The organism is Flavobacterium ustbae (assembly GCF_003946915.1).
GTDB lineage: Bacteria > Bacteroidota > Bacteroidia > Flavobacteriales > Flavobacteriaceae > Flavobacterium > Flavobacterium ustbae.
Window position 1 is genome coordinate 65,680 of sequence record NZ_RPOC01000007.1, and the last position, 14,546, is coordinate 80,225.

General features: G+C 36.4%; 8 protein-coding genes. All 8 read right to left on the minus strand.

Annotation, left to right across the window (positions count from 1 at the left end; translation table 11 throughout):
• Positions 1 to 53: 53 nt before the first annotated feature.
• The 8 genes from EG814_RS11100 to EG814_RS11135 all read right to left on the minus strand — a co-directional run bounded on the left by EG814_RS11100 (position 54) and on the right by EG814_RS11135 (position 14,544).
• Complete coding sequence (locus tag EG814_RS11100; RefSeq protein ID WP_125721865.1) at positions 54 to 2,714, minus strand: glycoside hydrolase family 3 N-terminal domain-containing protein; 2,661 nt, start codon at positions 2,712 to 2,714, stop codon at positions 54 to 56.
• A gap of 13 nt (positions 2,715 to 2,727) precedes the next feature.
• Positions 2,728 to 4,971, minus strand: coding sequence for a GH92 family glycosyl hydrolase (locus EG814_RS11105; RefSeq protein ID WP_125721867.1), 2,244 nt, complete (start codon positions 4,969 to 4,971; stop codon positions 2,728 to 2,730).
• An 11-nt stretch (positions 4,972 to 4,982) separates the two neighbouring features.
• Positions 4,983 to 6,467 carry an alpha-L-fucosidase gene (locus EG814_RS11110; protein ID WP_125721869.1) on the minus strand — a complete coding sequence of 495 codons (1,485 nt, stop codon included), beginning with the start codon at positions 6,465 to 6,467 and terminating at the stop codon, positions 4,983 to 4,985.
• A gap of 267 nt (positions 6,468 to 6,734) precedes the next feature.
• Positions 6,735 to 8,585 carry a beta-galactosidase gene (locus EG814_RS11115; RefSeq protein WP_125721871.1) on the minus strand — a complete coding sequence of 617 codons (1,851 nt, stop codon included), beginning with the start codon at positions 8,583 to 8,585 and terminating at the stop codon, positions 6,735 to 6,737.
• A gap of 17 nt (positions 8,586 to 8,602) precedes the next feature.
• Complete coding sequence (locus EG814_RS11120; protein WP_125721873.1) at positions 8,603 to 10,915, minus strand: beta-N-acetylhexosaminidase; 2,313 nt, start codon at positions 10,913 to 10,915, stop codon at positions 8,603 to 8,605.
• Positions 10,916 to 11,275: 360 nt separating this feature from the next.
• Positions 11,276 to 12,295 carry a N(4)-(beta-N-acetylglucosaminyl)-L-asparaginase gene (locus EG814_RS11125; protein ID WP_125721875.1) on the minus strand — a complete coding sequence of 340 codons (1,020 nt, stop codon included), beginning with the start codon at positions 12,293 to 12,295 and terminating at the stop codon, positions 11,276 to 11,278.
• A gap of 88 nt (positions 12,296 to 12,383) precedes the next feature.
• Positions 12,384 to 13,502 (minus strand): putative glycoside hydrolase, encoded by a 1,119-nt coding sequence (locus EG814_RS11130; RefSeq protein WP_125721877.1) that lies wholly within the window; start codon positions 13,500 to 13,502, stop codon positions 12,384 to 12,386.
• The gene (locus tag EG814_RS11135) at positions 13,477 to 14,544 is read right to left on the minus strand and encodes a carbohydrate-binding family 9-like protein (RefSeq protein ID WP_125721879.1); all 1,068 of its coding nucleotides are present in this window, start codon (positions 14,542 to 14,544) and stop codon (positions 13,477 to 13,479) included. Before EG814_RS11135 ends, EG814_RS11130 begins: the two co-directional genes overlap by 26 nt.
• Positions 14,545 to 14,546 lie beyond the last annotated feature (2 nt).

The window sequence follows — 14,546 nt, forward strand, 5'->3', positions numbered from 1 at the left end:
TATTCATTTTTTTAAAGCAAAAACGCCGAAATATCTTCGGCGTTTTCGGGTTTTTAGTTCAAAACCTTGAATTTTAATTTTAACAAATCGACCGAATTTCCGCCGACCATAACTTCGAAATCTCCAGGCTCTACAACTTCCTTCATTTCTCTGTTCCAGAGAGATAGCTCATCCTTTGTAAGTGTAAAATCGACACGTTTGGTTTCTCCTTTTTTAATGAATACCCTTTTGAAACCTTTTAATGTTTTTTCTGGAGTTGTAACCGTGCTGTAAACATCATTTACATAAAGCTGAACAACTTCGTCTCCATCAAAATTTCCAACGTTTTTCACATCAACGCTAACTTTCAATTCGCCGTCTTTTTTAATTTCAGTCGAGCTGATAGCCATATTCGAATATTCAAACTTCGTATAGCTTAATCCGAAACCGAAATTGAATAACGGATTTTCGCTCTCTGCAACGTATCTGTGAATTGCAGAAGGTTTTTGGTTATAATATATAGGTAACTGCCCAACCGATTTCGGAACCGTAATTGGCAATCTTCCCGCTGGATTGTAATCTCCGAACAAAACATCGGCAACAGCTCTTCCTCCAAATTCTCCAGGGAACCATCCTTCAATAATTGCTGGAATATTATCTGCAATCCAGTTGGTAGACAACGGACGACCGTTTAATAGCACACAAACTACCGGAGTTCCTGTTTTCTGAATCGCTTCAATCAATTCCTGCTGTATTCCGTGTAAATTCAAGTCGGCAACATCTCGGTTTTCTTCTACTAATTCGTTTGATTCTCCTAAAACTACAATCGCAACATCAGCTTTTTTAGCGGCTTCAATCGCTGGCTGCATGTTTACTTTTTCTAAGTTCCAACGCAAGTGCGCTCTGGCTCCCCAGCCTCCTTCCCACATCTCGATGCGGACTTTGTATTTCTTTCCTGCTTCAATATTTTTTGGAGTTGTAACAATGCTTGTTGCTCCTTTTGTCCAGTTGTCAACAACCAATACATCGTCAACCCACATTCTTATTCCGTCATCAGAACTTAAACCTAACCAACCATCAAATGATTTATCTGATTGAATATAACCTGTCCAACGAATAGAGAAATCATCTACATTAACACCATCACCAGGCGCCCAAGGCCAGTCAAACTCTAATTGGCTGTCAATACGCGTTAAAGCTGGAGTTCCTTCAAGATTTCTGTTATTGAAATATTCTCCTTTTAATCCGTTTTGAGACCCATCTGCAAGAAATAAATATTTTGATGGAATAGCCTGACCTTTTACAATCAGCGGTACGCCTTCTTCGTAAACTACATTTGCTGTTTTTCCAACGATTTGCTGAATACCTTCGAAAACGGTTGTTCCAACACTATTTTTAGGAGAATAACCTCCCAATCTTGAAGCATTTGCATTTGGTCCGATAACCGCAATATTTTTAAGGTCTTTTTTTAATGGAAGAAGGTTGTTTTCATTCTTCAATAAAATCATCGATTTTTGAGCAGCTTCTAAAGCAACTGCTTGATTTTCTTTGGTATGAAAACGTTCTTTAATCAGATTTTTATCTGTAAACGGATTTTCAAATAATCCTAATAAGAATTTCAAACGTAAAACGCCACCCGCAGCACGATTGATGTTTTCTTCCGTTAATTTTTTCTCATTAACCAATTCAATAATCGTGTTTTGCCAGAATTCGTTTGAAAAATCGTAAAACTGCATATCAACACCAGAAGAAACCGCTTCTCTAATAGCATCTTTTGGAGAATCTGCCACTTTGTGAGTCGTTTGGATGTATTTAATAGCTCCTAAATCTGAAACTACAATTCCTTTAAAACCCCATTCTTTTCTTAAAACATCAGTCAATAACCAATGATTTGCCGCACATGGAATTCCGTCTAACTCAGAATACGCACACATTGTTCCCAATGCACCGCCTTTTGTAAACGCTTTTCTAAAAGAAGGTAAATGATCTTCACGAGCTGAACGTTCTCCTACTAAAATTGGAGAAGAATTTCCTCCCGCTTGTGGAATACCGTGAACTGCAAAGTGTTTAGGCTCCGCAATAATCGAACGATCCGATTTTAAATCGTCTCCTTGCAAACCTTTAATAAAAGCCAAACCAATTTCGCTGTTCAAGAAAGCATCTTCACCAAAAGTTTCCGCAACACGCCCCCATCTTGGCTCGCGTCCTAAATCTAAATTTGGGCCAAAACCAAAATGAACGCCATGAGCACGTGCTTCCATACCGATTACTTTACCCACTTTATCTAAAACGTTAACATCCCAAGTTGCTCCAAGTCCGATATTCATTGGGAAAGCTGTACTTCCTTCGTCTAAATATCCGTGAAGCATTTCACACATAATCAACGCTGGAATTCCCCAACGGTTTCCTTTTATTACATTGGTCTGCAAATCGTTAATCATTTTCGCTGAACGCGGATAAAGGTCATGAATCGCTCCAATACCTAATTTTCCGATTTTCTCAGCCGATTTACCTTTCGCAAAATCTTCTTTTTCTTTAAAAAAATCTCCTCTGTACATATCCATCTGACGCACTTTTTCTTCAAGTGTCATACGGCTTAACAAGTCTTGCACTCTCTCTTCTACCGGCAGTTTGGCATCCTGGTACGGATACTTTTTCTGGGCATGGCTTTGGTTAAAAAAGCCAACAGCCATTACAAAAATAATGGCTGTTTTTCTCATTCTTAATTGTAACATAGTTGTGTGTATTTTAATTTTGAATCACTTTAAGCTTTGTTCCATTCACAAAATCATTGTGCGAAATAAAAAAGCTATTAAGTGTTTTTCCTTTTAGCTCAATCGAATTGATTTTCCCATCATTATTGATTTGTCTTTCAATTACAATGCTTTCTTTATTATAATATCTTGGATCTAATTTAATCGTCACTCTATGAAACATTGGCGCTGTAATGGTGTAAATTGGATCTCCAGGCGATATTGGATAAATTCCCATCATCGAATACACTAGCCAAGCCGACATCGTTCCCGTGTCATCATTTCCTGGCAATCCTTTTGGTTCATTTTTAAAATGTTCGCGAACCAATCTTTTTACATGTTCCTGAGCTTTGTATTCTTCCCCTTTCACATAATTAAATAAATACGGATTGGCAATATCTGGCTCATTTGCCATATCAAATTGTTTGGTGTCGAAGATTTTCTGCAATTGTGCCGAAAATGCTTGATCGCCGCCCATTAATTTCTTTAATCCGATGATATCGTGAGGAACCATGAAATTATATTGCCACGCATTTCCTTCGATAAAACCAACATTTTCTTCAAAATTGGCTCCAGAAGCAGGATCAAAAGGCTCGTACCAATCTCCTTTTGCAGTTCTTGGACGTAGCAAATTCAAATCCTTATCAAATAATTTTCTATACGATAACGAACGGTTTTTAAAACGTTTTACATTGTCTTTGTCCCCAAATTCGTTGGCCATAAGCGAAATAGCGTAATCTGAAATATTGTATTCCTGAGTTGTTGAAACCGGACCTTTATTATCTGTCGTTACATATCCTTTTTTGATATAATCTTTCAATCCCGGACGAAGCGGATTATGTTCAACCTGATCTGCGCCTTTCAGCATTGCGTAATACGCTTTATTGACATCATAATCGCGAATTCCTTTTAAGTAAGTATCTGTAATTACAATACTTGCAGGATCGCCAACCATAGTAAAAGTTTCTGTCGAATTCAATTCCCATTTGGGCAACCAGCCGTTTTCATCAAACATGCTCAGCATGCTTTTTACCATATCAGATTGCTGCTTTGGATACACCAAAGACATCAGCTGGTGCACATTTCGGTACGTATCCCATAAAGAAAATACGGTATAACGTGTGCCATCGGTTTTACCAATCTTACTTCTTTTGATTACTGGATATTCTCCGTTAATATCATTTAAAATATTGGGGTGAATTAAAGTGTGATACAAGGCCGTATAGAAAATCGTATTATCATCTTTTGAACCGCCTTCGACCAAAATTTTAGATAATTCTTCGTTCCATTCGTTGTAGGTTTCTTTGTAAATGGCATCAAAAGTTCTGTTACCCACTTCTTTTGCTAAGTTTTCACGGGCATTTTCGATACTTACGTACGAAATTCCAATCTTCACTTCAACCGTTTCTTGTTTATCGAATTTATAAGTAAAATAAGTTCCAATACTATCACCTACAACGGTTTTGATTGTATTTTGCATCATTCTCGCTTTTCCATTGTAACCCATCCATTGTGCTTCAACTCCGTTATATTTTGCAGGTTTTTTCCAAACTCCAAATTTATCGGCAGGTTTAGAAAATTGAGCCACAAAATAAACTGGATAAGAATCTTCTGGGCTGTTGTAGCAAAACGAACCAACCGAACGCATTCCTTCAATTTCTGTTGGCGATACCACTTTTACCATAGCACCTTCTTCATTTGTTAAACCTAAACCAAGATTTAACAGAATGTTAGACTGCCCTTTCGGGAAAGTGAATCGGCTTATTCCAACTCGTTTTGAAGCCGTAAATTCGCCTTTTACTTTATACTTGTCTATGTTTACGCTATAATAAGCCGCTTTTGCAACTTCATTAGAATAAGTAGAACCGTATTTTAAATGATCGATTTCTACTGCTCCCGTCGTCGGCATCAATAAAATAACGCCCAATTCTGGACAGCCAACACCGCTCAAATTCACCTGACTAAATCCTGTCAAAAAGGTATTTTCATTCACATACGGATTCGAAAGCCACTGGCTGTCTTTTTCCATCGGAGTACCTTTTATTCCCGCCACATTAAACGGACTAATGCTTGCCATTCCGCGCGGTGCAATTGGTCCAGGAAATGCCGCTCCATAATTGGAAGTTCCAATAAGCGGATTGACAAAATCGGCAGGCTCCTGTGCCAAAATAGTGATGCTAAAAAACAGCATGTACAAAATACATGCTGTTTTGAATTTATTATTTTTATTTAAAACCATAGGCTTCATTCTTATCTGTTAATCGCTTCGATTTTTAAAGTCCAAGCTTCTTTTGCAGGAAGATTGTTTCTTAAACTTTCTGGAATAGTAACGGTAAATCCGTTATCTGATTTTACCCATTTCAATGAAGTTTTAGAACCTAACATTGTAATTTTCGTTCCTTTTTTAGGGCTGATTGCTTTTACTGTAACTGTTGCAGGAATTTTGTCTTCTCCTTCTTTAGCTAAATAAAAGGCAAATACATTACCCGCTTTATTTTGTGTAAAACAAATGTTTTCTTCTTTGTAAGGCTCGATTGGTTTGGTGTTGTAAATCGCTGTACTGTTTACTTTCATCCAATCACCATAAGCTTGTAACAAATCGTAAGCGCCTTTATCCCACTCTCCTTCTGGACTTGGAGCAACGTTTAACAATAAGTTTCCGCCTTTAGCTACGATATCAATTAACATATGGATACCTTGTCTTCCAGTCATATATTCTGCACCTGGAGAATACGACCATCCGCCACCAGCTGGAATACAAGATTCCCAAGGATAAGGCAATGTTTTAGCAGGAACACGCCCTTCTGGCGTTAAGTAGTTTTGGTTTTTGCCGTGAACTGCTCTATCCACAACAATTAAACCTGGTTGTTTCTGACGTGCTTTTACAACCAATTCATCCATTTTAGGATCTTGGTCAACCACTCTATGTTTGATGAAACCGTTTTTAGATTCGTTTTCTGCAAACTTCTCATCGTAGTTTTCTTTGATGTTTACTTGGTCTCTTTTACGAACCCATCCTCCGTCTAACCAAAGGATATCTACTTTTCCGTAGTTCGTTAAGATTTCTAGGATTTGGTTGTGGGTAAAATCAACATATTTCTGCCATTTTTCTGGGTATAATGACGGATCGTAGTTTACGTTTCTATCAAATGGTGGAAAGTATGGATCCCAGTAGTTTTCGTTATGCCAGTCTGGTTTAGAGAAATAAGCTCCTGTTGAAATTCCTTCTCCTCTAAAAGAGTTAAAAATTTCTTTTAAAACGTCTGCTTTTGGATTTGTATGGAAAGGAACGTCTTTACTTGTAATCTTATAATCAGAATATTTAGTATCGTACATATTGAATCCGTCATGGTGTTTTGTAGTGAAAACCATGTATTTCATACCCGCATATTTAGCTGCTTTAGCCCATTTTGCAGGATCAAATTTTACCGGATTAAAAGTTTTTCTCAAACCTTCATAATCTGCAATATATTGATTGTAATTAGCAGGATTGCTTCCTTTTTTACGTTCACACCATCCGTAATCTTCTGGACAAATAGACCACGATTCTACAATACCCCACTGGCTGTAAGTTCCCCAGTGCATTAGCAAACCAAATTTTTTGCCTTGCCATTCATCTAAGTTTTTCAATACTAAAGGGTCAGTTTCTGGTACGTATCTTTCATCTTCATATATCGCCTGCGCGAATAGCTGAGCTGAAAATAAAAGGGCGATAATGAATATTCCTCTTTTCATCTTTAATCTATTTTATTGTGTTATTATTTTTATTTTTTGGTTTAATATGTAATCTTAACTTGTTGAGCGAAATTATTTTCAACACATAGAAAAATAGTTTATTTAAACTTAAAAAAGGCGTTTCACTAGTTTAAATGCACATAGCTTAACTATGTGTGGAAACTTGTTTCTTCCATTTTCTTTTTTCGACACAATCCCGAAACTTCGGGACTATGTCTCTATGTGTTAAAATGTTAGTATTTTTTAATTTCACTCAATGAGCTAATCTTAATTTAATTTTTCAAGTATCGGCTGATCTGTAAAAGTCAATTCTGTATTGCTATTTTCATTAAGCTGTTCCAATACAACAAACTTATTTTCACCTTTTTTCAACCAACAACCTGGTACATAAAGCGTTTGTTGTGGTCCTACTTTCCAGTAGCGTCCAAGATTGTGTCCGTTAACAAATACAATTCCTTTTCCCCAATTTGTCATATCAAGAAAAGTATCCGCTGGTTTATCTATGTTTACAATAGATTCGTATATAACTGGACGTCCGGTTTTTACCTTTTCATTTTTAATAGCTGGAACTTCACTCATTGGCATTTTATACATTTCCCATCCGCCGCTAATTTCATATTCATTAATAAATACAGGAGAAATAATACCTTTTGTATTGTGTACTATTTCGGCACCGTAATTAATACGCCCCATATTTTCAACCAGAATTTCTAAAATAGCATTGAAAGGAATGTTAACTTCCAACTCGTAGTTATTGAAAACTCTATTCAACTCGCCCGCGTAAACTCCGTTTACATAAACAGTAGCAAAGTCTCTTAATCCTTCAATTTTCAATTTGCCATTAATTGGCTGCGTAAATCTTTTTCGATACAAAACATATCCATGTCCCTGACCCAGTTTTTCGAATGTTAAGGGCTGATCGTTTACAACAGGTTTTTCCTTTTTTATCCAGCTTAAAACATCCATACTAGATTTGATAGGCTGATTAGGATATTTTACAACTGGTATTTTCTCTGGAATTGGTGCTAATTTCGTTTTAGAATATTTTTGCATTAGATCACGTATCGCCATAAATTTTGGTGTCGCCCAACCTGCTTCGCTAATAGGCGCATCATAATCATAGCTTGTAAGATCAGGCTGAATATCTTTTTCTTCATTATAATTTGCTCCAGAAGTAAATCCGAAATTAGTTCCACCATGAACCATATAAAAATTAAAAGACACGCCTGCATCTAGGTATTTTTTAGTTTGGCTTGCAATCTCCTCAGACCCAATTTTAATAAATGGTTCTGCCCAATGATCCAACCAACCAGAATAAAATTCTGCAACCATATAAGGCCCCTGCCCTTTATGAAATTTATCAACCTGCTTCTTTAAATTATCAATATTGGATTCTCCATTTGCAGTTGGGAGTACGCCATCAACGCTACCACCTTCAAACAGCCAAGTACCATCAGAAGTAAAAAAAGGTTCTTGAAAACCAGTTTGTTTAAGCGTATTATAAATAGCTGTTTTGTAGGCTGTATGATCAGCAGCCGAAATATCTGTTCTTTGAGAAACATAAGAGCCAAATTCATTTTCAACCTGAACCATAATAATAGGCCCTCCCTGATTAGCAAAAAATCCTTTTACCTGTGCAGACAATTGCTCCAAATAAGTTTTGCAAGCGTCTAAAAAAGCTTTGTTATTGGTACGAATTACTAAATCCGGATTATTTTGCAGCCACCAAGGATATCCTCCAAATTCCCATTCGCCGCATGCATACGGACCTGGTCTAAGAATCACATATAATCCTTCGCTTTTGGCAATACGTAAAAACTCTCCTAAATCTCTATTTTCTGTTTTGAAATCCCATACACCTGGCGCTGTTTCGTGGTAATTCCAAAACACATAAGTTGCCACGGTATTCATTCCCATAGCCTTAAGCATTTGCAATCTATGTCTCCAATACTCTTTAGGAATACGCGCATAGTGCATTTCTCCAGAATGTATTTTAACAATTTTTCCGTCTTGCTTAAATTCTCCATTAGATATAGAAAATCCTTTTGTTTGTGCCTTGCTAAAAAACGGCATCAAACAAATCAATAATATCCCGAGCTTAAATAGTATCTTATTCATTTTTTATATCTAAATAATTAATTGATTACAATTTCATCGACAAACAACCAAGAGCTTTCTCCTTTTGGGCTTTTCTTTAAGTTGCCTCCAATTACTTTTACAAAACGTGCATTTTGTTTTTGGAAATTGATTTTGAAATCTTTCAATTCCGGAACCGCATTTACCGCATACGGACGTGTAATTTTTCCAACCTGTTGATATTTTATTCCATCATTAGAGATTAAAACTTTAACCTCGATTGGGAAATTAACTCCTGCTCCCTGACTTTCTAATGCTCCAACTGATACTTGTTCAATGCTTTCTAATTTTTCTAAGTCAATAACCAATTCCATATCGTTAACCAGCCAAGCTTGCCATTGTCCGTCATGGAAATTTTTGCTTCCGCGAATGGTGTTTACCATCGTATTCGCATCTCCTTTGTAATTCGAATTAAAAGGCGTTAAGTATTTTACTTTTTTAGCAAATCCTTTATGGAAAACAATTGTGTCTGTGTATGTTTTTCCAACTGGTTTGTCATCTTGAAATAAAGAAGCTTTTAAAACTGTAGTTTCTTTGATTTCAATTGGAGCAACATATTTTACAGCATGTTGATTGATATTTTTATCTCCTAAAACATAACGAATGTCTGGGTTAGGAAATTCATTTTTCAATTCTACTTTAATTTGTTTGTTCGCTAAATCTGCTGTAGAAGAAGCTGTTACCAAATAAGCACTTTTCGCATAATTGATTCCTAAATAATCGTAACGTTTTAGAAGAGAAAACAATCTCGCTGTAAAATCATTCCAATTGCGTTTCTCTTTCGGACTCCATAAAGTTTCTGATAATGCTGCCAATCTTGGAAAAATCATATATTCTGAATCTTTTGGCAAGGCTAAATGTTCTGCCCAAAGATTTGCCTGCCCGCCTAAAACGTGAGCAGCTTCTTGAGGCGTCATGGTTGAAACTACAGGATCAAATTTGTAAACCTCACTCAACGGATTATAAGCATCAAAAGCCAAAGGCTCTTCATTTTGCGGCCCTTGATAAAAGTTGAAATAACAAGGAGATTCTGGAGTCATAATTACGTCATGACCTTGATCTGCAGCTTCAATTCCGCCTTTCATTCCTCTCCAACTCATTACAGTTGCGTCTGGAGCCAAACCTCCTTCAAGGATTTCATCCCAACCGATCACTCTTTTGCCTTTTGAGTTGATGTATTTTTCCATACGTTTTACAAAATAGCTTTGTAATTCGTTGACATCTTTTAATTTCTCGTCTTTAATTCTTTTCTGGCAATGCGGACATTTTGCCCAATTGGTTTTCGTCGCTTCATCGCCACCAATATGAATATATTTTGAAGGGAAAATCGTAATTACTTCATCAATCACATTTTGCAAAAATTCAAAAGTCGTTTCTTTTCCTGCACAATATATATCTGTTAAAGGCCAAACTCCGCCTGACGGAACACCAATTCGCTGATTGAAGCAAGCCAGTTCTGGATAGGCTGCAATAGCACTGCTTACGTGAGCCGGCATTTCGATCTCTGGAATTACTTCGATTCCTTTTGTAGCTGCGTATTTTACGATTTCTCTTAATTCGTCTTGCGTAAAGAATCCGCCGTACGTTCCTTTTTCATCAGGATTTGTCGTTAATCTCGCATTCCATGAAACATTTTCCTGATCTACTCTCCAAGCACCAACTTCTGTTAGTTTTGGATATTTTTTAATTTCAATTCTCCAACCCTGATCGTCCACTAAGTGCATGTGCAACACATTCATTTTGTGCATTGCCAAACGGTCGATTGTTGCCAAAACATAGTTTTTATCGAAGAAATGACGCGATAAATCCAACATTAAACCTCTCCATTTAAAACGAGGTTCATCATTAATCGTTAAACTTGGAATTTCCCATTTTGCAGAAGTAATTGCATATTTACTTTCAATCGCTTCTGGAAGTAATTGACGAACACTTTCTAAACCATAAAGAAAACCAATATTTCCTTTTGCAGAAATCACAATATTGGTCGGATTTACATCTAAAACATAAGCTTCATTTTTTAAGTTTGGATCGACTTTAAACTGAACAAAATTTCCTGCCGGAATCTTATTTGTGATTTCAGGTTTAAATCCTGCCGCCGTTTCAAATTTAGAAACCAAAGCATTTGCAGCATCTTTTTGGAAATCTCCGTTTACGACAAACTTTGTATCTTTTGTAAACTCAAAAACACCTGTTTTAATAAGAGTCTGACTCGGTTTCGGAATGATCTTAATATCACTTTCTGTGTAAACTTTCTGTGCATTAGCCGAGAAAACTGAAGTGATTAGGGTTAATAGGAATAGTAATTTTTTCATTCTTTGTTTTTTGGTTTGTCTCTTTGTGGTTCGTTTTTTCAAACACATAGAGACATAGTTTTTTGTTTTAGTTTGTCATCCTGAGGAACGAAGGATCACACTAGTAATTCCTCGCAGTAACTCACCAATCATTGTAAAGTTTCTTGTGTGATCCTTCGTTCCTCAGGATGACAAAAAATGCGTTTAATCTTTTGCCTTCAACGTATTAAAATCCGTTGCTACAAAATGGTTCGTTCCTCCGGAACTCTTACGAAAGAGCCTTCGGCTCGAAACATATTGTAGAGATGGATTTTAATCCATCCATTCTTTTAAACATAAAAAATCTATATTTTTATGTGTTTAAAAATTTTCATTTCAATCTTATTTCTCCCAAGACATTTTAAATTTCGCATCTTCCATTCTGTGGCCTTTTACGTCATCAGAAACTGCAAAATTGAAACCAGATCTTAAACTATACCCTGCATATTCACCGTTTTTATTCAAAGCGATAAAACCAACTTGCAGGTATTCCATGTCTTTGTGATTTTTGTGTTTGTTGTAAATACGTTCTGTAATTTCTTTACAAGCCTCAAAAGGAGTTTTCCCCTGACGCATTAATTCTACCACCATCGCACTACCTGCAGTTCTGATCACGGCTTCGCCTAAACCAGTTGCAGCAGCTGCCCCCACTTCGTTATCCAGGAAAAGACCAGCGCCGATTATTGGGGAGTCACCGACGCGTCCGTGCATTTTCCAAGCTGCACCACTCGTGGTACAACCCCCAGAAAGATTACCTTCCTGGTCTAACATTAGCATGCTTATTGTATCGTGATTTTCTATATTGATAACTGGTTTGTATTTAGAATCTTCCAGCCATTTTTTCCAGTCTTTTTCAGATTCTGGAGTCAGTAAATTTTCTTCTTTAAAACCTTCTGATAAAGCAAATTGCAATGCGCCTTGTCCAGCTAACATAACGTGAGGCGTATTTTGAAGCACCCTTTTAGCAACAGAAATTGGGTGTTTAATTCCTTGAAGAAAACTAACAGAACCGCAATTGCTGTTATGATCCATAATACAAGCGTCTAAGGTCACTTTTCCTTCGCGGTCTGGGTATCCTCCGTAACCAACGCTTCGAACAGTCGGATCAGCTTCAGGAATTTTCATTCCTGCTTCGATTGCGTCTAAAGCTGATTTTCCTTCTTTTAAATTTTTCCAAGATTCTTTGTTAGCAGGAAGACCATGATTCCAAGTCGAAATAATGATCGGTTTCTGCTGTTTTTTCTCTTTTACTTCTTCAACTTCATTTTCATGATTTGCAGCAAATCCGCTAACGCCCAAAACAGAACTTACGGCCAAAGTGCCTAAAGCTGTTTTCTTGATAAAATCTCTTCTATTTGACATGTGGTTTTTATTTTTGGTTCAACATTTAGAATTCAATTCTTGATGTCGCTAATTTACTTCGTAAAAAATTTTAATCCGAGTAAAATCTTTATAAGCTTGCTTTTACTGCTTTTATAGTCTTTAAATTACTATCTGATAAAGCATTTCCGTCAAAAAATGAAACTCCTGTCGCTCCATTTTTCTTCGCTTGAAGAATTGCTTCTTTCAATTCTGCATCCGATTTTAATCCTGGAATATAAATTCCTGTGTTAACTTTTGTTGGTTTTGATTCTAAATCGCCTACACCTTGTTTAGTTGCATAGCCAACCCAGTCAATTTCTTCATCGTAGAAACTATGGTAAATCATCGGATACACTTCATCAATATTCCACTTGTCCCAACGCTGGCGAACCATATGGTCTGCCATTTCTGGATAAGGAAAAACTGCTGCTGTTAATTTTTTGTTGTGTTTGTGAGCTATTTTATACGCATCATCAACCACCGCTTTTACCGCATTTAATCGGAAGTTTTTCCACTCCATATCAATTGAAGTATTGTGACTTTGCTTTGGATTTTTATGGTGTTCTTTTTCGAATTTAGAAACGCAGGCATCACAATAACAGAAATCAAATTGTGGCAATTCTACGTCTTGAACTAAATTGTATTTTGGCAACAAGCTGATTGGCAAAAAGATATCTGGAAAACGAATGTAATCTAAATGTACACTTTCGATTCCTTCCACTTTTGCTAAACCTTCAACCAAGCCTAAAACGTGATTTCTTGATTCTTCTTTAGTTGGGCAAAGCCATTGGTAATAATCTACATACGGACGGTTATCAAAACAAGATTTTCCTTCTTTACTTACCTGATACCAATCTGGATGCTGTAAAGCAACTGAATCGTTCGGGCGGTTCATTGCCATAATCCAAGCATGAACTTTTAAACCTTCTTTTTTAGCTAACGGAACCAATCTTCCTAAAAGTTTCGGATCTGTATTGGTGTTGATTAAAACTTCATCAATTCCGCCGTCTTTGTATTTTTTGAATTCTGTTGTATAATCTGCATCCGATTTTTTAGGATCAGCAGTTGTCCAAACTCCAAAATTGAATTTTCCGTTTTCTGCTGTTTTAGCGTCTTTTTGTCCGCAAGAGAATAAACTAAGCGAAAGCGCCAAAACTAAAACTTTTAATAGCTGCTGTAACTTAGTCGTTCGTACTAATTTTACCATCTTCTTTAATTATTAAGGTTTTGTTTGAAAAAGGACTTTTTATTGCAATATTAAATCCCGATAAATGATTCTCTAATATCGGCTTTAAAACCTTTCCGTCAACAATTATATTTTTTGTACTGATATCTTTTATGGATTTAGCCCATGTTTTATTCTTGTCAAAATATCTTTTCTGAGCTCTGTACAACGTATACAACTCCCATTTTACTTTTTCTTCCTGCGGAATTGTAAATTTATCCTCGCTTTCTTTTGAAGAGAAGTATACATAAGCCCACTTTTCGGGCTCATGCATATTTATCACTCCCATAGGCGACCAAACCCAATTGTATTCTGGGAGAAATTTTCCTTCTTTATCTTTTTTACGTTCGTATTTTCCGTTGACAATATCATGCTGCCAATTCACACGAGAGAAATTGACTTTCCAAAATTTATCTTTTGGAACAACATCATCATGATACGAAGTTTTATAAACCGACCACGGAATGGCTATTTCTAATGTCCAGCCTTTATCAATATCCGAAGGATTATTTAAAGTTCCGTTTACTTTTACAGCCGATTTTAATCCGTCGATATTCCAGTCGTTTAGAACGGTATTTTTTTCGCGGTAAGGTTTATTGATAAATAAATCCCAAGCCGTGTTTAAAGCGTTTATTTCTAATTCATAATAATTGTGCGTATCATTATCCGGATCGATAAAAACCTCAAAATCATTATTATAAAAAATAATCGTATCGCGTTGTTTTAAATTTGCCCAAACGTGAGGCTCTTCCATTTTTGCGAGAATATAGTAGTAATTATCGTCCCAGAGCATTTTGACCTGAGTTTTGTATTTTGGAGTTTCAACACCTTCTATGTCGACAAAAGGCGTTGTCCAAGATGCTTTTTCCCAAGCTTTATCTGCTTCATCGCCGTCAATAACAATTTCTTTTGACGTTTTATACGCAATATAACTTTTTGGTGAAACCTCTTTTTCAGATTGCGCATATCCCATCAACGCAACAAAAAATACGGCAAGGGACAATAATTTACTTCTACTATGCATCT

Bases quoted from the DNA above. Each gene is read 5' to 3' on its own strand.
- EG814_RS11100 (WP_125721865.1), bottom strand. From the start codon at position 2,714: ATGTTACAATTAAGAATGAGAAAAACAGCCATTATTTTTGTAATGGCT.
- EG814_RS11130 (WP_125721877.1), bottom strand. From the start codon at position 13,502: ATGGTAAAATTAGTACGAACGACTAAGTTACAGCAGCTATTAAAAGTT.
- EG814_RS11125 (WP_125721875.1), bottom strand. From the start codon at position 12,295: ATGTCAAATAGAAGAGATTTTATCAAGAAAACAGCTTTAGGCACTTTG.
- EG814_RS11120 (WP_125721873.1), bottom strand. From the start codon at position 10,915: ATGAAAAAATTACTATTCCTATTAACCCTAATCACTTCAGTTTTCTCG.
- EG814_RS11110 (WP_125721869.1), bottom strand. From the start codon at position 6,467: ATGAAAAGAGGAATATTCATTATCGCCCTTTTATTTTCAGCTCAGCTA.
- EG814_RS11115 (WP_125721871.1), bottom strand. From the start codon at position 8,585: ATGAATAAGATACTATTTAAGCTCGGGATATTATTGATTTGTTTGATG.
- EG814_RS11135 (WP_125721879.1), bottom strand. From the start codon at position 14,544: ATGCATAGTAGAAGTAAATTATTGTCCCTTGCCGTATTTTTTGTTGCG.
- EG814_RS11105 (WP_125721867.1), bottom strand. From the start codon at position 4,971: ATGGTTTTAAATAAAAATAATAAATTCAAAACAGCATGTATTTTGTAC.